Source organism: Geodermatophilus sp. SYSU D00814, from assembly GCF_054050055.1.
This window is the reverse complement of sequence record NZ_JBJGYP010000007.1, coordinates 109,797-130,166: the sequence shown is the minus strand read 5'-3', so window position 1 is coordinate 130,166 and position 20,370 is coordinate 109,797. Positions and strand designations below refer to the sequence as shown.

The 20,370-nt window shown below is 73.5% G+C and carries 19 protein-coding genes; 12 read left to right on the top strand and 7 right to left on the bottom strand.

The features are described from left to right. Positions 1-103: 103 nt before the first annotated feature. Both ACI780_RS07325 and ACI780_RS07320 read left to right on the top strand, forming a co-directional pair. Positions 104-883, top strand: coding sequence for an enoyl-CoA hydratase/isomerase family protein (locus tag ACI780_RS07325; RefSeq protein WP_457001872.1), 780 nt, complete (start codon positions 104-106; stop codon positions 881-883). Further along, on the top strand, positions 880-1,320 hold the full coding sequence (locus ACI780_RS07320) for a MaoC family dehydratase (protein WP_457001870.1): 441 nt from the start codon (positions 880-882) through the stop codon (positions 1,318-1,320). Before ACI780_RS07325 ends, ACI780_RS07320 begins: the two co-directional genes overlap by 4 nt. Positions 1,321-1,383: 63 nt before the next feature. On the opposite strand, the gene ACI780_RS07315 is transcribed toward ACI780_RS07320, so the two are convergent. After that, entirely contained in the window at positions 1,384-2,115 is a 732-nt protein-coding gene (locus tag ACI780_RS07315) for a FadR/GntR family transcriptional regulator (protein WP_456870879.1), read from the bottom strand. Between the two features lie 82 nt (positions 2,116-2,197). Between ACI780_RS07315 and ACI780_RS07310 the strand changes: the two genes are divergently transcribed. The 4 genes from ACI780_RS07310 (at position 2,198) to ACI780_RS07295 (ending at position 5,894) form a co-directional block, all read left to right on the top strand. Beyond that, positions 2,198-2,812 (top strand): isochorismatase family protein, encoded by a 615-nt coding sequence (locus tag ACI780_RS07310; RefSeq protein ID WP_456870878.1) that lies wholly within the window; start codon positions 2,198-2,200, stop codon positions 2,810-2,812. A gap of 65 nt (positions 2,813-2,877) precedes the next feature. Further along, entirely contained in the window at positions 2,878-3,930 is a 1,053-nt protein-coding gene (locus tag ACI780_RS07305) for an amidohydrolase family protein (protein ID WP_456870877.1), read from the top strand. Next, on the top strand, positions 3,927-4,292 hold the full coding sequence (locus tag ACI780_RS07300) for a metal-sulfur cluster assembly factor (protein WP_456870876.1): 366 nt from the start codon (positions 3,927-3,929) through the stop codon (positions 4,290-4,292). Before ACI780_RS07305 ends, ACI780_RS07300 begins: the two co-directional genes overlap by 4 nt. A gap of 69 nt (positions 4,293-4,361) precedes the next feature. Then, on the top strand, positions 4,362-5,894 hold the full coding sequence (locus tag ACI780_RS07295; protein ID WP_456870875.1) for a class I adenylate-forming enzyme family protein: 1,533 nt from the start codon (positions 4,362-4,364) through the stop codon (positions 5,892-5,894). 24 nt (positions 5,895-5,918) lie between these two features. On the opposite strand, the gene ACI780_RS07290 is transcribed toward ACI780_RS07295, so the two are convergent. Both ACI780_RS07290 and ACI780_RS07285 read right to left on the bottom strand, forming a co-directional pair. Beyond that, positions 5,919-6,950: a carbon-nitrogen hydrolase family protein gene (locus ACI780_RS07290; RefSeq protein WP_456870874.1), complete on the bottom strand. Its 1,032-nt coding sequence runs from the start codon at positions 6,948-6,950 to the stop codon at positions 5,919-5,921. A 159-nt stretch (positions 6,951-7,109) separates the two neighbouring features. Continuing rightward, on the bottom strand, positions 7,110-8,126 hold the full coding sequence (locus ACI780_RS07285; RefSeq protein WP_457001866.1) for a DUF2934 domain-containing protein: 1,017 nt from the start codon (positions 8,124-8,126) through the stop codon (positions 7,110-7,112). A 247-nt stretch (positions 8,127-8,373) separates the two neighbouring features. Here ACI780_RS07285 and ACI780_RS07280 point away from each other — a divergent pair, with 247 nt between their 5' ends. Both ACI780_RS07280 and ACI780_RS07275 read left to right on the top strand, forming a co-directional pair. Beyond that, the gene (locus ACI780_RS07280) at positions 8,374-8,904 is read left to right on the top strand and encodes a hypothetical protein (protein ID WP_457001864.1); all 531 of its coding nucleotides are present in this window, start codon (positions 8,374-8,376) and stop codon (positions 8,902-8,904) included. A gap of 414 nt (positions 8,905-9,318) precedes the next feature. Continuing rightward, complete coding sequence (locus ACI780_RS07275; RefSeq protein WP_456870871.1) at positions 9,319-9,483, top strand: hypothetical protein; 165 nt, start codon at positions 9,319-9,321, stop codon at positions 9,481-9,483. A gap of 178 nt (positions 9,484-9,661) precedes the next feature. Here the strand turns inward: ACI780_RS07275 and ACI780_RS07270 are convergent, their stop codons facing one another. Then, positions 9,662-9,877 (bottom strand): hypothetical protein, encoded by a 216-nt coding sequence (locus ACI780_RS07270; protein ID WP_456870870.1) that lies wholly within the window; start codon positions 9,875-9,877, stop codon positions 9,662-9,664. A 696-nt stretch (positions 9,878-10,573) separates the two neighbouring features. Here ACI780_RS07270 and ACI780_RS07265 point away from each other — a divergent pair. Then, positions 10,574-10,819, top strand: a complete 246-nt coding sequence (locus ACI780_RS07265; protein WP_457001861.1) for a hypothetical protein — start codon at positions 10,574-10,576, stop codon at positions 10,817-10,819. Between the two features lie 105 nt (positions 10,820-10,924). Here ACI780_RS07265 and ACI780_RS07260 read toward each other — a convergent pair whose 3' ends face one another. The 3 genes from ACI780_RS07260 to ACI780_RS07250 all read right to left on the bottom strand — a co-directional run bounded on the left by ACI780_RS07260 (position 10,925) and on the right by ACI780_RS07250 (position 15,693). After that, the gene (locus ACI780_RS07260) at positions 10,925-12,754 is read right to left on the bottom strand and encodes a glycoside hydrolase family 15 protein (protein WP_457001859.1); all 1,830 of its coding nucleotides are present in this window, start codon (positions 12,752-12,754) and stop codon (positions 10,925-10,927) included. 258 nt (positions 12,755-13,012) lie between these two features. Next, positions 13,013-14,263 carry a cytochrome d ubiquinol oxidase subunit II gene (gene cydB, locus ACI780_RS07255; protein ID WP_457001857.1) on the bottom strand — a complete coding sequence of 417 codons (1,251 nt, stop codon included), beginning with the start codon at positions 14,261-14,263 and terminating at the stop codon, positions 13,013-13,015. Between the two features lie 44 nt (positions 14,264-14,307). After that, the gene (locus ACI780_RS07250; RefSeq protein WP_456870866.1) at positions 14,308-15,693 is read right to left on the bottom strand and encodes a cytochrome ubiquinol oxidase subunit I; all 1,386 of its coding nucleotides are present in this window, start codon (positions 15,691-15,693) and stop codon (positions 14,308-14,310) included. 260 nt (positions 15,694-15,953) lie between these two features. On the opposite strand from ACI780_RS07250, the gene ACI780_RS07245 reads away from it, so the two are divergent. Genes ACI780_RS07245 through ACI780_RS07235 form a run of 3 tightly spaced genes read left to right on the top strand, consistent with a single transcriptional unit; the run spans position 15,954 to position 20,365 of the window. Beyond that, positions 15,954-17,600, top strand: a complete 1,647-nt coding sequence (locus tag ACI780_RS07245; protein ID WP_456870865.1) for a GMC oxidoreductase — start codon at positions 15,954-15,956, stop codon at positions 17,598-17,600. 33 nt (positions 17,601-17,633) lie between these two features. Beyond that, on the top strand, positions 17,634-19,010 hold the full coding sequence (zwf, locus tag ACI780_RS07240; RefSeq protein ID WP_457001854.1) for a glucose-6-phosphate dehydrogenase: 1,377 nt from the start codon (positions 17,634-17,636) through the stop codon (positions 19,008-19,010). Between the two features lie 14 nt (positions 19,011-19,024). Next, complete coding sequence (locus ACI780_RS07235) at positions 19,025-20,365, top strand: NAD(P)/FAD-dependent oxidoreductase (RefSeq protein ID WP_457001852.1); 1,341 nt, start codon at positions 19,025-19,027, stop codon at positions 20,363-20,365. Positions 20,366-20,370: the final 5 nt, after the last annotated feature.

Below are 20,370 nucleotides of genomic sequence, written 5' to 3'. Positions count from 1 at the left end.
GCCGCTCCCCGGCCCCGACGCCCGGAGCATGAAAGAGCAGACCTTTACAAGTCAAGGGGCACGTCAGACGATTCGCCACTCCGAGACCTGCGAGGGAGCACCCGTGGCCGGCTGGACGATCGCCGAGGCACCGCACGTCGTCGTCGCCACCCTCGACGGCGGTGCCGTCAACAGCCTCGACGAGGGCGCACTGCGCGGACTGGACCTCCTCCTCGACCGCGTCGTCGACGACGAGGACGTGCGCGCCCTGGTGCTCACCGGCGCCGGCAGCACGTTCTGCGTGGGTCTCGACCTGGACCTGCTGGGCCGGGCCTTCGGCGACCACGACTACTTCCTGGACGTGGTCGGCCGCTTCCACGCCGTCCTCCGGCGCATCGAGACGCTGCCCGCTCCGGTGGTCGCCGCCGTCAACGGCACGACCCGGGCGGGTGGCTTCGAGCTGCTGCTGGCCTGCGACCTGGTCGTGGCAGCCCACGAGGCGCGGATCGCCGACCACCACCTCGCCGTCGGCATGCTGCCCGGCGGCGGGGCGAGCGCCCGGCTGCCCCGCCTGGTCGGTCCGCAGCGCGCCCGCGAGCTCCTGTTCAGCGGGCGCTTCCTCACCGGAGCCGAGGCCGCCGAGGTGGGTCTGGTGCTGCGCAGCGTCCCCGGCGAGCACCTGCCGGCGGCGGCCCTGGAGCTGGCCGGTGCCGTCGCCGGCAACCCGCGGCACACCGTGGCCCGCCTCAAGGCACTGCTGGCCGAGCAGGACGGGTTGCCGGTCACGGACGCCTGCCGGGTGGAGCTCGAGCACTTCCGGCGGTACCTCGACGAGGAGCCGCTCGCCGACGACGGGTACCGCGCCTTCGTCGAGAAGCGCGCGCCGGCGTGGCGCACGGGATGACGGCCTGGCACGAGCTGCCCCCCGGCACCGAGGTCGAGAGCCCGGAGGTGGCGGTGACCGAGCAGCTGGTCGACGACCTCGTCCGGCTCGGCGGGTACGTGCACCCGCTGTTCACCGATCCCGACTACGTCCGCACCGCGAGCCCCCTGCCGGCCCGCCCGCTGCCCGGTGCCGCGGTGCTGCACCTGATGGGGGGTCTGGCCGAGCAGTGCGAGGTGCTCGACGGCTCGGTCCTGGCGCTGCTGGGCTACGACGAGGTCCGCTTCCAGGCGCCCGCCCTCGCCGGGGACTCCCTCCGGCTGCGCATGCGCCTGGGCCCGACGACGCCCACGGCACGGGCCGGCCGGGAGGAGCTGCGGCTGGACTGGACGGCGGTGCGGCCCGACGGGACGGTGGTGGCCGAGGCCGCGGTCCGCATGCTGGTCGCCCGGCCCTGACCGCGCCGGACGCCGTCCGGCGGGGGGGCGACGCCACCGCCGCCGGCGGACGGCGCGTCCTCGTCAGCCCGAGCGCTGGCGCCGCTGCCGGTCGATGCGCGTGTACGTGGTGCGCAGGTGCCCGAGGTGCTCGTGCTGCGCCTGCCGGGCGGCCTCCGCGTCACCGGCCTCGATGGCGGCCAGGATCTCCCGGTGGTCCCGGTCGACCCGGTACCAGAACCGAGCCGGCGCCTGGTCGCGCAGGAACCGCTCGTTGAGCACGCCGAAGAGGGGCCGGGTCATGGCCTCCACCAGCGGGTTGCCGGCGGCGACCAGCAGGGTGACGTGGAAGTTCCGGTTGTCCTGGAAGACGTGGTCGACGTCGACGGTGCGGGGGTCGAACAGCGTGCCGCGCAGTTGCTGCAGGTGCGCGGCCGTGCGCCGCTCGGCGGCCAGCCCCGCGGCCGGCACCTCCAGCAGCTCGCGGACCTCGAGCAGGTCGCGCACCGAGCTGCCCGGGGCCGCGGCCATCAGCGCGAAGCTGGTCTGCAGGTAGGAGCTGATGTGACCGGGCTGGGGGTGGACCACGAACGTCCCGCCGGAGACCCCGCGGGTCGTGGTCACCAGGTGCTGGCTGGACAGCACGCGCAGCGCCTCGCGGACGGTGCTGCGGCTGACCCCGTGCAGGCGGCACAGCTCCGGCTCGATCGGCAGCCGGTCCCCGGGTCGCAGCTCGCCGGCGAGGATCTGCTCGCGCAGGGTGCGGGCCAGCTCCTGGTACGCCGGCGCGCGCGTCGCCGTCGGTTGCGCGGTCACCGGCACAGCCTAGCCTTGTCCTGCACAAAGGTCTGATGTTAGAAAGACCCGGCCCTCACCCTTGCGAGGAAGCGAGGCCACCATGCCGATGGAGCTCGCCGGCCCCGACCGCACCGCGCTGCTGGTCATCGACGTGCAGAACGGCTTCTGCCACCCCGACGGCTCCTTCGCCGGGCTGGGACTGGACGTCTCGATGTGCACCGCCGCGATCGCCGGCTGCCGGCGGCTGGTCGACGCCGCGCACGCCGCCGGGGTGCCCGTCGTCTACACCCGCTACGTGTACCGCGCCGACTACAAGGACGGCGGCGTGCTCGTGCAGGAGGTGCTCCCCGCCCTGGCGGACGTGAAGTCGCTCGCGGCCGGCACCTGGGACGCCGAGCTGGTCGACGAGCTGGTGCCCACCGGCGACGACTTCGTCCTCGACAAGAACCGGTACTCGGCCTTCTACGGCACCGGCCTCGAGCCGGTCCTCACCAGCCTCGGCGTCCGCACCCTGGTCGTGGCCGGCGTGACCACCAACATGTGCGTCGAGACCACCGCGCGCGACGCCAGCCAGCGCGACTACCGCGTGTTCGTCGTCTCCGACGCCACCGGCGAGCTCGACGCCGCCCGCCACGAGATGGCGCTGGCCACCCTCGGCTTCGGGTTCGGCGCCGTGGTGGCCACCGACGACGTCCTGCGCGCCTGGGAGGCCTGACCGCCGAGCCCCCACGTCCGCGGAGGGCCGGTCCGACGCGGCACCACACCACCCGAGGAGATGCGATGACCCGGCGCTTCGTGATCGACGGCGTGTGCCACCCCTACAACTTCTCCCCGGCCAACCAGCGGGGCCGGTTCGGCAAGCTGTTCACCGACGTCATGTACAGCTACTACCCGCTGGTCAACCCGCCGGAGATCGCGATGACCCGCGAGCAGTGGGAGCGCGAGTGGCAGTGCGACGAGTTCATCGAGACGATGCTGCTGGAGTCCGACACCGACGTCTGCGCGGTGCACACCCTGCCGATCTACGACGCGTACGAGGACGGCCTCACCGCCACCGACAAGGGCGCCCGGCTCAAGCGCGACCACCCCGACCGGGTGCTCTGGTACGTCGGGCTGGACATGTTCCACCCCGAGGCGGCGCTGGACGAGGTGCGCGAGGCGGTGGCCGCCGGGGCCGACGGCATCAAGTTCTACCCGAGCCGCTACGTCGAGGGCCGCACCGAGGCGTGGTCGCTGGCCGACGAGCAGGTCGCCTTCCCGGTCATCCAGCTCGCCCACGACGCCGGCATCCGCAACGTCGCGGTGCACAAGGTGCTGCCCATCGGACCGGTCAGCCACATCGGGATGAACGTCGAGGACGTCTCGGTGGCGGCGAACACGTTCACCGACATGAACTTCCAGGTCGTGCACGCCGGCTTCATGTTCGTCGACGAGACCACCTTCCTGCTGGCCAACCACCCCAACGTCTACGCCACGATGGAGGCCAGCGCGCTGCTGGCCATGCTCAACCCGCCGCAGATGCAGCACCTGCTCGGCGCCTTCATGGGCTTCGGCGGGCCGCAGAAGGTCATCTACGCCAGCGCCGCGGTCAACCCGCACCCGCAGGTGGTGATCGAGGCGATGGAGTCCTTCGCCATGCCCGAGGGCAGCCCGCTGCAGCTGACCGACGAGATCCGCGACCTGTTCATGGGCGGCAACCTCGCCCGGCTGCACGGCATCGACGTCGAGGAGCGGCGCCGGGTGCTCGAGCAGGACCGGTTCAGCCAGTGGAAGCGCGACAACGGCGGCCTGCGGGCGCCGTGGTCGGTGATCCACTCCCCGGTGCCGGCATGACCGGCCCCTCGCCCGCCGAGCTGCGGGCACGGGTCGAGGAGGCGCTCGGCACGGTCCCCGATCCCTGCATGGACCTCGCCGGCACCCCGGCCTCCATCGTCGAGCTCGGCCTGGTCCGCGGCGTCCGCGTGCACGACGGCGAGGTGGAGGTCGTGATCACCTTCACCGAGCCGGGCTGCGCCTACACGCACGCCGTGCTCGACATGGTGCACAGCCGCGTCGAGGCGCTCCCCGGCGTCCGCTCGGTCACCACGACCCTGAGCTGGGCGCCCACGTGGTCCCCGGAGGACCTGCTCGCACCGGCGCGGCAGGCCCTCGCGGCGGCCAGGTCCCGGCTCGGCGGCGGAGCACCGGCCCGCTGACCACCACCCGTGCGTGCGCCGGCGGTGCCCCCTCCCCGCCGGCGCGCGCACCTCACCAGGAGGTCCCGGATGGCCCTGCGTCGCGGCGGCGCGGCTCTCACCATCGCCAACGGCGTGCGCGAGTTCGCCGTCGTCAGCCCCTCGGTGACCGCCGTGCGGGACGGCGACCGGGAGCTGACCTACGCCGCCCTGGGGGAACGCTCCAGCCGCCTCGCCTGCGCGCTGCTCGACGGCGGGCTGCACCCCGGCGACCCGGTGGCCGTGCTCCTGGGCAACCGGCTCGAGTACCCGGAGGTGGCCGCGGGCCTGGCCAAGGCGGGCCTGGTGGCGGTTCCGCTCAACCCCCGGCTGACGCCGCCCGAGGCGGCGTACGTCCTCGAGCACTCACGGGCGCGCGGGCTCGTGCTGGACGACGCGCTCGCGGAGGTCGTCGCCGAGTCGGTCACCTCCCTGGACCCACGGACGGTGCTGTCGATGGACGGCACGACCGTCGGGACCGACTACGAGCAGGCGCTGGCCGCCGCCCGCCCGGTGGACCCGCGGGTGGAGGTCGACGAGCTCGACCCCTTCGCCATCGCGTACACGTCGGGCACGACCGGCCGCCCCAAGGGGGTCCTGCTCAGCCACCGCGCCCGGGCCCTGGCCTTCTACGGCACGGCGCTGGAGTGGGGCCTGGGACCGGGCCGGCGCACGGTCGCGATCGCGCCGATGTACCACGGCGCCGGCTTCTGCTTCGCCTACGCCGCCGTGCACACCGGCGGCACGCTGTCGATGCTGCGCGCGTTCGACCCCGAGCGGGCGCTGGACCTCTTCGAGCGCGACCGGATCCAGAGCGCCTTCCTGGTGCCGACCCACGCCCAGATGGTGCGGGCCCTCGCGCCCGGGGGCCTCGGCGACCGCGACCTCGGCGCCCTGGAGACGCTGTACTTCAACGCCGCCGCGCTGCCGTGGCCGCTCAAGGAGTGGGTGCTCGAGACGTTCCCCGGGGTCGGCGTCCACGAGGTGTACGGGTCGACCGAGGGCGGGATCGTCACCGACCTGCGCCCGGCGGACGCCCGCCGCAAGCCGGGCTCGGTCGGCCACGCCTGGTTCATGAACGAGGTCCGGCTGGTCGGGCCCGACGGCGAACCCGTCCCGCCCGGAACCCCGGGCGAGCTGTACAGCCGGTCGCCGATGCTGATGAGCGGCTATCTCCGGGACGAGGCGGCGACGGAGGAGTGCACCACCCCGGACGGCTTCCTCAGCGCCGGGGACATCGCCGTCGCCGACGACGAGGGCTACGTCACGATCGTCGACCGCGCGAAGGACATGATCATCTCCGGCGGCGTCAACATCTACCCGCGGGAGGTCGAGAACGCCCTCCTGACCCACCCCGACGTCCGGGACGCCGCCGTCGTGGGCCGACCCGACGAGACCTGGGGCGAGCGGGTCAGCGCCTTCGTCGTCCTCACCCGGCCCACCGACGTGGGCGTGCTCGAGACGCACGCCCGCGCGCGGCTGGCCGGCTTCAAGGTGCCGCGCGAGTGGCACGTGCGCGAGGAGCTGCCCCGCAACGCGGCCGGCAAGCTCCTCAAGCGGGAACTCCGGCAGGAACTGCGGTAGGGGTGCCGGCCGGCCGGAGGCGGGTCACCCCGCGGCGGAGGGTTCGCGCTCGGGGACACCGGCCGGCGGCCGCAGCGGCTCGGCCTCCGTCCGGGGCGGGACGACCGTCCGGTCGGACGTCCGCACCAGCGCCGTCTTCGGCTCGTCGTCGACGCTCAGCCGGAGGATCTCGCGCCGCGAGTAGTGCCCGGCGGCGTCGACGAACACCTTGACCCCGGCGATGTCGTCCAGGTCGACGTCCGCGACCAGCACCGTCTCCTCCGGCCCGGTGTGCGGACCGGCGAGGTAGGGGGTCATGGGGTGGATGACGGCCGACCAGCCGCCACCGACGGTGAGGAACTCCTGCGGGCCGAGGGCCTCCTCCATGACGTCGAGCATCTGCTGGGTGACCGGGTTCTGGGCCACGACGACGAAGCACTGGCCGGTGAGCGCGTGGTTGCGCGACATCGCCTCCACCTGCGGGTCGAAGACCTCACGGAAGCCGACGAGGGTCGACAGCGCCGGCCAGGAGCCCGCGTGGATCTGCTCGCCCTGGCAGATGAGCGCGTGCCGGGCGAGGTTCATGGTGTGCTCCCAGCAGACGAGGCCACCGATCCGGCCGATGCCCGTCTGCCACACCGAGAGCGTGGACCCGTCGCCCTGCCCCCACACGGTCCGCTCCGCGAAGGTCGGCTGGAGCTTGCGGTGGCGGCCGATCACCTCGCCCCGCTCGTCGATGACGACCTGGGTGTTGTAGAGCGTGCCGCCCTCGCGCTCGTTGACCCCGAGCACGACGACGGCGCCGGCCTGCCGGGCGGCGGCCCGCACGGGGTCCAGCTGCGCGGTGTCCAGGTCCACCGACTGGGCGGCGTACCGGGCGTGCAGCCCGGCCTGCACGATCGGCGGGTAGAGGTTGATCCAGTACGGGAACCCGGGGACGAACACCTCCGGGAACACCACCAGGCGGGCCCCCCGGTCGGCCGCCCGGCCGACCCACTCGGCGGCCCTGGCCACCGATGCCTCCGCGTCCAGGAACTCGGGAGCGGCGTGCACCGCCGCGACGGTGACCGGAGCCATGTCACTCCTCCTCGCGCTGTCGGGACGCCCGCGCAGCGACGAGCGACGACGACGGTCGCGATCGTCCGCCGTCGCCGGCCACCACGTCGGTACGCGATCCGCACAGTAAAGATCAGATGTTTTGGGGTCAACCTCCCCGGGCTGCCCGCGAACCGCCGCTCAGGACGACCACGGGCCGATGGTGCCGTCCGCCCGCAGTCCGGCCTCCGCCCGGATCCAGTCGTCCAGCGCGATGCCGGACCCCGGGGACCTGCCGAGCTCACCCGCGCGGCGGGCGATCAGTGCCCACTCCCTGGAGAGCACGTCCCGGACCTGCTGCTCGGCCTGCAGCCAGTTCTCCAGGTCGGTCCCCCGCTCCGGGCCCTCGGCGAGCGCCTCGGCCCTGCGCCGGACGAGGAGCTCCTGCTGCGCTCGCAGCCAGGTGTCGAGGTCGACGGAACCGTCCGGGGACGAGGCGATCTCGCGGGCGCGCTGGGCGGTCAGGACCTCGCGCTCGGCGCGCAGCCAGTTCTCCACGTCGCTGCCGCGCTCGGGACCCGCGGCGATCTCCCGGGCCCGGGCCCGGATCATGACCTCCCGCTCGGCCTGGAGCCAGTTGTCCAGGTCGCCGTTGCCCGGCGACGTCTCGGCGATCTCCCGGGCCCGCGCCGCGATGAGCAGTTCCCGCTCGGCCCGGCGCCAGTCGTCCGCGTCGGCGGCGTCCGGTCCGGCGTCGGCGATCTCCCGGGCCCGGACGGCGACGAACAGCTCCCGCTCGGCCTGACGCCGGGCGACCCCGGCGTCACGGACACCGGACGCGGTCGCCAGTTCCCGCGCGCGCTCGGTGACGTGGCGCTGGACGGCAGCGACGAGCCGCTCGTCGACGTCGCTGGTCCCGGTCTCCCGGGCGCGGCCCAGCCGGGGATCCCGGAGGACCGGGGTGCCCGGATCGAGGCCGCTCGCGGTCAGGAGCAGGTCGTCGAGCGGGCGGGGAGGGCGTTCCGCGCCCGACCGCGCCGCCAGTGCGTCGCGGTGTCTCTGGCGCAGCCAGAGGACGAAGTTCACGGTGCTGACCGCGGGGCCGACGGGGTTGCCCGTCGCCGCTCCGAAGCCGACGCTCGCCCCCACGCCCACCACCCGCAGCGCGAGGGCTCCGGGGTCGGCGGTGAGGACCTCCCGCAGGGTCGACGCGCTCATGTCGCGCGCTCGCCCGGTGACGCCCGGCCGTGTGCTGCCGGCCGTGGCACCCGCGGGACGTCTGTCCGGTCGTCCACGCGGTCAGGATCGGCCCGGGCCGTCACCGCGGCGTCACTGCCGGGGTCCCGGGGGACGCGCGTGGGCGGCGCGACACCGTGGCGACAGGTCCCCCGCCGGTGACGTCCCGGTGACGGCGTGGTGGGGATGCTGCCCCGGCCACGCCCTGCGCCGTCGTCAGGGGGCTGTCGTGACTCCTCTGCTCGAGTGGCTGAGGGACTACTCGGTGCCCGTCGTCGGGCTCCTGGCCGTCGGCTCGGCCTTCCTCCTCGTGGCCAGGACGGTCGTCGAGAAGGCCGTGACGTCGAGGCTGGACGCCTACGCCGAGCGGTTGCGCCTCCAGCTGGCGCGACGGTCGGGGTTCGAGGAGAAGATCCTCACCGATCGGTACGTGACCTTGGCGGATCTGCACACGCGGTTGCAGCGGATGACCACGACCGCCAACCGGGCCCACCACGGGAGCGCCCTGCCGGACGGCTTCGTCGTCGCGGGGGACGTGGTCCCGCTGACCGAGGTGTACGAGCAGCTCGACGTGCAGGAGATCCTGCTGGGACCCCGCCTGCACCCGGCCCTGCTCGAGGCGGCCGGGGTCGTCCTGCGGATGGTGGACGCGGCCCACACCGACGACTGGCCGAGCGCGGCGTCCGCCTGGCTGGAGGTCCGCGTCCGGCTGCGGGCCGCGGCGGACGAGGAGTTCGGGCTGGCGGGCATCCGCTGGTGAGGTGCCCGCTGCCGGCGGTCGCGTCGGCGGGCTCCCTCCCCGCGGTCACACGGCCGTGCCGGGTGCAGGCCACGTCCGGCGGGCCGGCACGGGCCAGCGGGCCAGCGGGCCAGCGTGAACGGGACGTGACCGGCCCGGCCGGCCGCCGGTACGCGGGGCAGCGCGCCGGCGAGGCCCACGCGCCGAGCCGCCGAGCACCCCGGGCACGTCGGCGTGCCGACGCGCTCGTGCCCGCCCTTCGGGGCCGGGCGGTTGACCCGTGGCGGAGGAGGGCGGATCGTCGTCACCGTCGCCCGGTGAGCGCCCAGGCCAGGGCCGGCCGGCCGGGCCCGCAGTCGCATCCTCCGATCACCACGGCGCGCCCGGATGGCTGCCCTCCGGACCGCTCCCACCCCGAGCCGGGAGGTGCCGATCATGAGCACCGTGCAGGGCAACTCCGCCACCCACGCCGAGTCACGCGCCACGTCGGAGGGGACGGTGGGCGGCGTCGCCGAGCGACTCAGGGAGCGCGCCGAGATCGAGGAGGACAGGCGCCTGCAGCAGGACCTGGACTACGCCGAACTGGGCGGAGAGTCCTGAACCGCTGTGTACTGACCCGGACAGATCGGCGGGACGTGCAGACCTCGACGCCGGGGCCGCTCGGAGGCTGACCGTCCGCGACGATCGGCACGCCGACCGACACCCGATCGGTCTTCCTGGCGGCCACGGGGCTCGCGGTCCTGCTGCCGCGGCCGCACGGCGCTCGGGGACCGCAGCGTCAGAGGGCGCTGGCAGAGGTCCTGTGCGCCGACACCACCACCAGACCGAGGAGCCGGATCTGCGCCATGATCCCCAGCAGGTGGGACTCGTCGATCACGTCGCCGTACAACGTCGCGCCGGCCCTGTCCTCCTCGATCCGCATGTCGCAGAACGCCTCGCGCGCCTGCTCCGAGAGCTGGCCGTCGACCCGGAACTCGTACACCGTCGCAGTCATCCGCACGCTCCTCTCCTGCTGCCTCACCGTTCGGCACGGGGCGCCGGCGGTCATCGCCCGGTTGGCGTGACCCTCCTGCCTCCGGGAGACGACGGCGCCGGAGACGGCTCACGGCCGACACCGTCCACCGCCGCAGGGCACACACGACGTCCGCGCGACCGGGAGCTCGTGGTGCCACGCGGTGACCGTGACGACCGGGAGACGACGGGCCCGCGTGGAACTCGTGGTCCACGCGAGCGGCGCCGGCACGGGCAGCGCCACACGACCTCGTTCACCCCGCCCGGGTGAGTCGGCTGCGGAGAGGCCCTCCTGCTGGCTCCACGACACTCCCGCACGGGTGTCGCCGGCCGAGGAGGACGCGACGATCCCCACCATCGTGGACCTCGGTCCTCGCCGCGCTGACGGCGTGACCGGCACCTCCTGCGGTCCACCTCGGACGACGCCGCGAGGTCGCTGGGAGCGGCGGGCCCGCTCTGCCTCCCGCGCACTCCGAGGGCAGTACCGTGTCATCCCCTGCCCCCTCCACCGCGACAGGAGGTGCCGGCCATGAGCGGACCGTGGCCGGGAGGCGTGCCGACCCGAGCGGTCCCCGAGGACGGGCTCGGCAGAGCCGGGATCCCTCGGCCCCGGACCGGCTCCGGGACACGGGCGGACTCGTCGTCGTACACGCGGGGACCGGTCGTCCCAGGAGGACCGGTGCCTGCCGTCGGCGACCTGGTCGAGTGCACCCTGGCCTTCTCCGGGAGCTACGTCTCCGATGACGGCTCCGTGACGATCAGGCGGTCCGTCCGGGACTCGGTCGAGTACTCGGGTAGGCAGTTCGCGGCCTATTGCCGCCGGTGTGCGCGGGCACGGCTCATGCCCTCCGGGGGAGAGATCCTGCCCGACGTCCGCGCCGCGATCGTGTTCGCGGCCACGCACGACCACGACGATCTCGACTGAGTGCGTCCGAGGACGGCACCGGGTCGCCGGACACGGAGGACGGCTCGTCGCTGCGCGGGCCGTCGGAAAGGTCCGCGCAGCGGCGAGGACGGGCGCGCCGGCCGGTCAGACCCCCACCGACTCCAACGCCGTCTCGAGGGTGACGGCCGCGTCGATGAGCGCCAGGTGGGTGAACGCCTGGGGGAAGTTGCCGATCTGCTCGCCGGTCAGGGCGATCTCCTCGGAGTACAGACCGACGTGGTTGGCGTAGGTGAGCATCTTCTCGAACGCCAGGCGGGCGTCCTCGACCCGGCCGGCACGGGTGAGGGCGTCGACGTAGGCGAAGCTGCACAGCGAGAAGGTGCCCTCGGACCCCTGCAGGCCGTCCGGCGACGCCGCAGGGTCGTAGCGGTAGACGAGGCTGTCGGTGACCAGTTCCTCGTCCATCGCCCGCAGCGTGGAGAGCCACAGGGGATCGCGTCCGTCGATGAACCCGACGCTCGGCATCCTCAGCAGGGCGGAGTCCAGGACGTCGGTGTCGTAGTGCTGGACGAACGCCTGCCGTGACTCGTGGAAACCCCGGTCGAGGACCTGCGCCCGGATCGCGTCCCGCGCGGCCGTCCACCGCTCGAGCGGGGCGGGTAGGCCGTGGATGGCGGCCAGGCGGATGGCCCGGTCGAACGCGACCCAGCACATGACGCGGCCGTAGGTGAACGGCTGCCGGCCCCCACGGGTCTCCCAGATCCCCTCGTCGGGCTGGTCCCAGTTGTCGACGAGCCAGTCCAGGATGCCGCTGATCGCGGTCCACCCGCGGACGGGGAGGGGCAGCCCCGCCTGGGCACCGGCGAAGATGCTGTCCATCGCCTCGCCGTAGATGTCGAGCTGCAGCTGCTCGGCGGCGCCGTTGCCGAGGCGGATGGGCACCGACCCGCGGTAGCCCGACCAGCCCTCCAGGACGTCCTCCTTCAGGTCGGAGGAACCGTCGATGCGGTACATGAGGTTCAGCGGACCGCTGTCGCTGTGCACCCGCTCCCGGACACGGTCGCCCAGCCAGGTGCCGAAGCGCGCGGCCTCCCCCACCAGCCCGAGCCGGAGCAGGGCGCGGACGGAGAAGGAGGCGTCGCGCACCCACGTGTAGCGGTAGTCCCAGTTGCGTTCGCCCCCGACCTGCTCGGGCAGGGCCATGGTCGGCGCGGCCACGAGGCCCCCCGTCGGCGCGTACGTCATCAGCTTCAGCGTGATCGCCGAGCGCTGCACCGCCTCGCGCCAGCGGCCTCGGTAGGTCGACCCGGACAGCCAGTCGCGCCAGAACCCCACCGTCTCGTCCAGCAGACCCTCGATCTCGGCCGCTCGGATCTCCCGGGGACCGCCGTCCGCCGCGGACTCCAGGACGATGCCACGGACCTCACCGGCGGCCAGCGCGAGCGACGCACGCACGTCCTGGTCGTCCACGTCCACCCGGGCCTTGTGCTCGTCGCCGGGCTCCCGGACCACGTGCAGGGTCAGCGTGGTCCCGTTGGCGGCGAAGACGACGCCGTTCTCCGACGGCTGCGTGCGGTGCGGCACCCGGCCGTAGTCGAACCGCGGCGCGACCTCGATGTCGAAGGTCATCTCCCCGCGGACGCACTGCACCATCCGCACGAGCCGGTGGGTGTCCGTGGCCGTGGTCCCCGTCGGCGGCATGAAGTCGAGGAGCTGGCCCACCCCTGCCTCGGTGGAGAAGCGGGTCACCAGGACGGCGGAGTCGGGGAGGTACATCTGCTTCGTCGTGTAGTCGAGGCCCGAGGGGCGGACGCGGAAGCGCCCTCCGCGCTCGTCGTCGAGGAGCGCCCCGAAGACGCTCGGCGAGTCGAACCGGGGGCAGCAGAACCAGTCGACCGACCCGTCGGTGGTGATCAGTGCGGAGGTCTGCAGGTCTCCGATCAGTCCGTGGTCGGCGATCGCGGTCTCGGTCATGGCCAGCTCCGTGGGCGTCGTGCTGCGGCGCGACCGTGTGGCGCGCCCCGGACGCCCCACGCTCGCCCGCGCCGGGAGCCGGGGCATCACCCGGGTGTGACGAGGCGCGTCGGTGGGTGGAGCGAGGGATCGGCCCCCGGGCCGACCCGGCCGGGGTGCAGTGGGTGCTGGACCGGACGGAGGAGGACCACGCCCCGGAACCCGGGCATCCCGCACCCGGCCCCGAGCACCACGTCGTGGGGCGGGTGGGGGACGGGATCAGCGCGGGCGGGCGCGGCCGACGAACAGTTGCCGCACGAACATCCACGTCGCCAGGACGCCGACCCCGGCGGCAGCCAGCCGGTCCACGGGAGCCGCGCCGGGGACGCGCCCGTACGTCACGGCGCCGTCCCCGGTCTCCCTCCCGGCCGGCGTGGAGGCGCCGGCGGTCCCCGGGCGGCCGTCGATCACCGACGACCCCACGGTGACCTGCTCGGGCCGCGGGGTGGGCACGGCGGGCCCGGACTCGTCGCCGTCGACCGGCGGGCCGCCCACCCGGGCGCGGAACACGTGGTAGGTCCACCCCTGGTAGACCAGGATCACGGGCAGGAGCACCGCGAGCACGACGGTCATGACCGTCAGCGAGTACGAGGCCGAGGCCGTGTTCTTCGCGGTGAGGTCGTTCCCGGCGCCCAGGCTGGAGACCATCACGCGCGGGTAGAGCTCCGCGAAGATCGACACCACGACCGCGGCGGTGGTGACCGAGGTGGCGGCGAAGGCCGCGCCACCTCTGCTCCCCCGGACCAGGACGGCGGCGGCGATCGCCGCGAGTACCGCGCCGACCTCGACGAACGACAGCAGGAACCCGTTCCCCGACACCACCCGGGTCCAGGCGCAGAAGCCGAGCACCGCGAGCGCGGTGAGCGGGGCGAGCCGACGTGCCGTGCGCCTCGCCCGGGCGTGCAGCACCGCACCCGACGTGCGCAGCGACAGGTAGACCGCACCGTGCAGCAGGCTGAGGAGCACCATCGTGACCCCCGTCGCCAGCGCGTAGGGCGCCAGGAGGTCCCCGAGGTCCCCGACGAACTCCTGCCGGGAGTCGATGGGGACGCCGCCGAGCAGTCCCCCGAGCAGGATGCCGAGCCCGAGGGGGACCACCGCGCTGCCGACGGTCAGCGCGGTCCCCCACGTCCGGCGGCCGCGGTCGGTCTCGGCGTGGCTGCGGAACTCGAAGGCCACCCCCCGCAGGACCAGGGCCGCCAGCACGACCAGGACCACGGGGTAGAAGCCGGAGAACATCGTCGCGTACCAGCCCGGGAAGGCGGCGAAGGTGCCCGCCGTGGCGACGATCAGCCAGACCTCGTTGCCGTCCCACAGCGGGGCGATGGTGGAGATGACCGCCCGGCGGCCGGGCTCGTCGCGGCCGACCGGCCCGTGGAGCATCCCGACGCCGAAGTCGAAGCCCTCGAGCAGGAAGAACCCCACCCAGAGCACGGTGAGGGCGAGGAACCAGAAGGCGACGAGGGTCATGGAGACCTTCCTCGGTCGGGACGGGCCGCGCCGGCGACTCGGTCTCAGTGGGTGAGCTCCGGCTCCCGCTCCTCGTCGCGGGTCCCCGGCGCGGGCTCGTCGGCCAGCTCGCGGCGGGCGAACCGGGCCATGAGGCCCCAGGCCACGACGGCCAGCACGCCGTACAGCGTGGAGAAGACGACCAGGCTCACCACGACGGAGGTCGTGCCCACCGACGGCGACACGGCGTCACTGGTCTTCAGCAGTCCCTGGACGATCCACGGCTGACGACCGTTCTCGGTGAGGACCCAGCCTGCCGTGTTGATGACGAACGGGAGCGGGATCGCGAGGACGGCGACGCGCAGGAACCACCGGGACGTGTCGAGCCGCTTGTACCGCCACAGGCCCCAGAGCCCGATGAGCAGGACCAGGCTGCCGAGGTAGGCCATCACCCGCATCGACCAGTACTGGACGAAGACGTTGGGCACGTAGTCCCCCGGCCCGTACTGCTGCTCGTACTGCGCCTGCAGCTCGTCCATGCCCACGACCTCGCCGTTCCAGTGGTTCGTGGCGAGCAGCGAGAGCAGGTGCGGGATCTGGATGATCTTGTCGGGGTCGTGGTCGTCCTTCCCGCCGCCGATCTGGAACAGCGAGAAGGAGCAGGGCTGGCAGGTCTCCCACTGCGCCTCGGCCGCCGCGATCTTCATCGGCTGGAACTCGCCCTCGGTGACCCCGAGCTCGCTGCCCACCAGCAGGTTGAGCATCGTGGCCGGGACGAGGATCGCGAGCGCGATCCGCGCCGAACGGGCGAAGGCCGGCGCGTGCGACCTCCGCCGCAGGTGCCAGGCGGAGATGCCCAGCACGACCACGCACGCGGTGACCACCGAGGCGAGCAGGACGTGCACCAGGCTGCGGAGGAAGACCGGGTTGGTGAGGACGGCGCCGATGCTGGTCAGCTGCGCGTTGCCTTCGCTGTTGATCTCGTAGCCGACCGGGTTCTGCATCCAGGAGTTCGCGGCCATGATGAACGCGGCGGACAGCACACCGCCCGCCGCGGCCGCCCAGATCGTGGCCAGGTGGACGCGGCGGGAGAGCCGGTTCCAGCCGAACACCCACAGGGCGAGGAACGTGGACTCGAGGAAGAAGGCGGCCAGCCCCTCCATCGCCAGGGGGGCGCCGAACACGTCTCCCACGAAGCGGGAGTAGCCCGACCAGTTCATGCCGAACTGGAACTCCTGCACCAGCCCGGTCACCACGCCGACGGCGACGTTGATGACCAGCAGGGTCCCGAAGAACCGGGTCAGCCGCAGGTACTCGCGCTCGTCGGTGCGGTGCCAGCGCGTCTGCAGCAGCGCGGTGACCAGGGCCAGTCCGATGGTGAGCGGCACGAAGAGGAAGTGGTAGATCGACGTGCTCGCGAACTGCATCCGGGCCAGGTCCACGGTGGACACGTCGTCCCCCCGTCCTCGTCGTCGCTGGGTCCCGGGCGACGCTCGCCGTCCTCCCCTGCCGGCACATCACCCGATGAGGAGGACCGGACGGCGGGGTGGGGGTCACCCCGCCCCGCCCCTGCACGCGCGGACGCCCCCGCGGTCGGTCGGATCCGCCGGGACGTGCGTGGCCACCGGGTCGCGGACGTCTCCGCGCCGGGACGGGAACCGCCCGGCTCATCACTCCCTGGTGATGTGCGGCCGCGGCCGGGAGCAGGAGCGTGGCCCGCGGCCGGGGCCGGCAGGCGCCTCCCTGGCGCAGCGACGCCGCCCTGGAGGAGGAACCCGTGGCCGACGACCGGCACCACGACGTCATCATCATCGGCACCGGAGCCGGCGGCGGGACCCTCGCCCACCGGCTGGCTCCCTCGGGGAAGCAGGTGCTCCTCCTGGAACGGGGCGACTACCTGCCGCGCGAACGCGACAACTGGAGCTCCACCGCGGTCTTCGTGCAGGGCAGGTACCGGGCGCCCGAGTACTGGTACGACGGCGACGGCGACCAGTTCCCCCCGGAGGTCAACTACTACGTCGGCGGGAACACGAAGTTCTACGGCGCGGCCCTGTTCCGGCTGCGCCCGCAGGACTTCGGCGAGATCCGGCACCACGGCGGGATCTCCCCGGCCTGGCCGATCGACTACGGCGACCTCGAGCCCTGGTACGGCGAGGCCGAGCAGCTCTACGCCGTCCACGGCCGGCACGGCGAGGACCCGACCGAGGGACCGTCCAGCACGCAGTACCCCTACCCGCCGGTCGAGCACGAGCCGCGCATCGAGCGGCTGAGCCAGGACCTGGAGAAGCAGGGGCTGCACCCCTTCCACCTGCCGATCGGGGTCCGGCTCACCCAGGACGAGCACGGCCGGGCCACGCGCGACAGCGCGTGCATCCGCTGCGACCGGGTGGACGGCTTCCCCTGCGTGCTCGACGCGAAGGCCGACGCCCAGGTGATGTGCGTCGACCCGGCCCTGCGCCACCCGAACGTCCGCATGGTGACCAACGCCCACGTGACCTCACTCGAGACCGACCCCAGCGGGACCACGGTCACCTCGGTCGTGACCGAGCTCGGGGACGGGACGACGGCGCGGTTCTCCGCCGACATCGTCGTCGTCGCCTGCGGGGCGGTGAACTCCGCGGTGCTGCTGCTCGCGTCGGCGAACGACCGGCACCCCAACGGCCTGGCCAACGGCTCCGACGTCGTGGGCCGGCACTACATGCGGCACAACAACCTGGCGCTGATGGGCGTCTCCGAGGAGCCGAACGACACCCGCTTCCAGAAGACGCTCGCCCTCCACGACTGGTACTCCGGGTCGCCGGACTGGGACTACCCCCTGGGCGGCATCCAGATGCTCGGCAAGTCCGACGCCGAGCAGATCCGCGCCAACGCGCCGCACTGGGCCGGGCGGGTGTCCCCGGAGACGCCGTTCACCGAGCTGGCCCGGCACGCCGTCGACTTCTGGCTCTGCGGCGAGGACCTCCCCCAGCCGGACAACCGGGTGACCCTCGACCGGGACGGCGCGATCCACCTGGCGATCGACGAGAAGAACAACGTCGAGGGGGTCAAGCGGCTGCGGCACGAGCTCGAGCACCGGCTCGGGGACCTCGGCATGAAGGAGCAGCACCTGCTGCACCACAGCATCTACGTGCACAAGGGCATGCCGATCGGGGCGACCGCACACCAGGCCGGGACGGTCCGCTTCGGCACCGACCCCGCCACCTCCGCCCTCGACGTGAACTGCAGGGCGCACGAGCTGGACAACCTCTACGTCGTCGACACCAGCTTCTTCCCGAGCATCGGCGCGGTGAACCCGTCGCTCACGGCCATCGCCAACGCGCTGCGGGTCGGGGACCACCTGATCGACCGGCTCGGCTGACGACCCCCCACGAGAACGAGAGAGCGGACCGACATGACGACCGAGCGAGTGGACGCGCTGGTGATCTTCGGGGCGACCGGCGACCTGGCCAAGCTGGAGACCTTCCCGGCCCTCGTGGGGCTCGTCGACCGCGGGGTCCTCGACGTCCCGGTGGTCGGGGTCGCCAAGAGCGGGTGGGGACTCGACCGGTTCCGCGAGTACGCGGCGGCGTCCCTGCGCGCCAACGGCCTCGATCCGGACACGGGCCCGGGCCGGCGGATGCTCGGTCTCCTGCGCTACGTCGACGGCGACCTGGACGACGACGCCACCTACGCCGCCATGGCACGCGAGATGGGGGACGGGAGACGGGCGCTGTTCTACCTCGAGGTGCCGCCGTTCCTGTTCGGCCGGATCGCCCAGGGGATCTCGACCGCCGGCCGCGCCGAGGGCGCCCGGGTGATGGTGGAGAAGCCGTTCGGGAACGACCTCGACAGTGCCCGGACGCTCAACGAGACCCTGCAGCGGTACTTCCCCGAGGACGCGATCTACCGCGTCGACCACTGGCTGGGGCTGGACCCGCTCGAGGACGTGCTCGTCGCCCGCTTCGCCAACTCGATGTTCGAGCCGCTGCTCAACCGCGACCACGTGGCCGGCGTGCAGATCACGATGGCCGAGGCCTTCGACGTCGCCGACCGCGGCCGCTTCTACGACCGGACCGGCGCCACCCGCGACGTGGTCCAGAACCACATGCTGCAGGTGCTGGCCAGCGTGCTCGCCGACCCGCCCGACGGCTCCGGCCTGGACTCGTGGCTGGACGCCAAGGCACGGGTCATCGGGGCACTGCGGCCGCTGACCCCCGAGGACACGGTCTTCGGCCAGTACGAGGGCTACCACGACGTCGACGGTGTCGACCCGGCCTCCACGACGGAGAGCTTCGTGGCGGTCCGGCTGGCCCTGGACTCCTGGCGCTGGGCCGGGGTCCCGCTGCTCATCCGCGCGGGCAAGACCATGCCGGTCACGGCCACCGAGATCACCGTCCGCTTCCGGCCCACCCCGTTCGACGTGTTCGGGCAGGGGCCGAGCGGGATCGTCAACCAGCTGCGCTTCCGGATCTGGCCCGAGACCGGGTTCGGCCTGAGCCTCGCCGGCAAGGTCCCGGGCGCGGCGCTCCGGACCGAGGTCCAGGAGCTGGCCTACGCCCAGCACGGAGCGGCGGACATGCGCCCCTACGACCGGCTGATCGGTGCCGCACTCGACGGGCGGCGCCTGCTGTTCGCCCGGCAGGACACCGTCGAGGCGGCCTGGCGGGTCGTCGACCCGATCCTGGGGGGCGGCGTGCCGCTGCACACCTACCCGCGCGGCACCTGGGGGCCCAAGGAGGCCGAGGAGCTGCTGCCGGACGGGATCACCTGGCACGACCCGGCCGCCTGATCGGAGGAGGAGCGATGGCCCCGTCCCCACAGCACCGGGTCGTGATCGTCGGCGGTGGCTTCGGCGGGCTCTTCGCCGCGCGGGCGCTGCGCGGCTCCGCCCGCGTCACGCTCGTCGACCGGACCCAGCACCACCTCTTCCAGCCGCTGCTGTACCAGGTGGCCACCGGGATGCTCTCCGAGGGGCAGGTCGCGGTGCCACTGCGCGACGTGCTCGAGCGGCACCGGAACGTCGAGTGCCTGCTGGCCGAGGTCGTCGACGTCGACGCCGCCGGCCGGACCGTCGTCGCGGAGCGACCGGACGGCGAGCGCATCCAGCTGCCCTACGACGACCTCGTGGTCGCCGCCGGCGTCCGCCAGTCCTACTTCGGGCACGACGAGTTCGCGCGCTGGGCGCCGGGGATGAAGACGATCGCCGACGCGCTGACGATCCGGCAGCGGGTGTTCGGGGCCTTCGAGCTCGCCGAGACGGCCTCCGACCCGGAGGAGAGGCGGCGCCGGCTCACCTTCGCCGTCGTGGGCGCCGGCCCCACCGGCGTCGAGCTCGCCGGGCAGATCCGCGAGGTGGCCACGCACACCCTGCGGAGGGAGTTCCGGAACATCCGCCCCGAGGACGCCCGCGTCCTCCTCTTCGACGGCGGGGACGCCCCGCTGGCGTCCTTCGGTCCGGCCCTGTCGGCGAAGGCGGCAGCGACGCTCGAGACCCTGGGGGTCGAACTGCGGGTGCACAGCATCGTCACCGGTGTCGACGGTGCCGGGCTGGACGTCCGCGACCGCACCGGTGCCACCGTCCGCGTCGAGGCCGGGACCGTCCTCTGGGCCGCCGGCGTCGCGGCCCCGCCGCTCGCGGCCGCCCTCGCCGAGGCCACCGGGGCGGCCACCGACCGGGCCGGCCGGATCCTGGTCGGCCCGGACCTGACCGTCCCCGGGCACCCGGAGATCTCCGTCGTCGGTGACCTGGTGGCCAGGCCCGGCCTCCCGGGCGTGGCGGAGGTCGCGATGCAGTCGGGCCTCTACGCCGGGCGGCGGATCCGGCGACGCCTCGCCGGTGCCGGACCCGCCCGTCCGTTCCGGTACCGGGACCTCGGCTCGGCCGCCTACCTGGCCCGCGGTCGCGCCGTCGTCTCGGTGGGACGGGTGCACCTGGCCGGCCTGCCCGCCTGGCTGGTGTGGCTGTTCATCCACATCGCCTTCCTGACCGGCTACCGCAACCGGGCAGGAGCCGTGCTCGCGTGGGCCGTCACGTTCGCCCGCGAGTCACGGCGCGAGCGGGCCTTCACCACCCGGCAGATCGGGTCGCTGCACGACCTGTACGCGCAGCCGGTCGGGCCGGCTCACCGGACCATCGCGTCCTGAGCGCC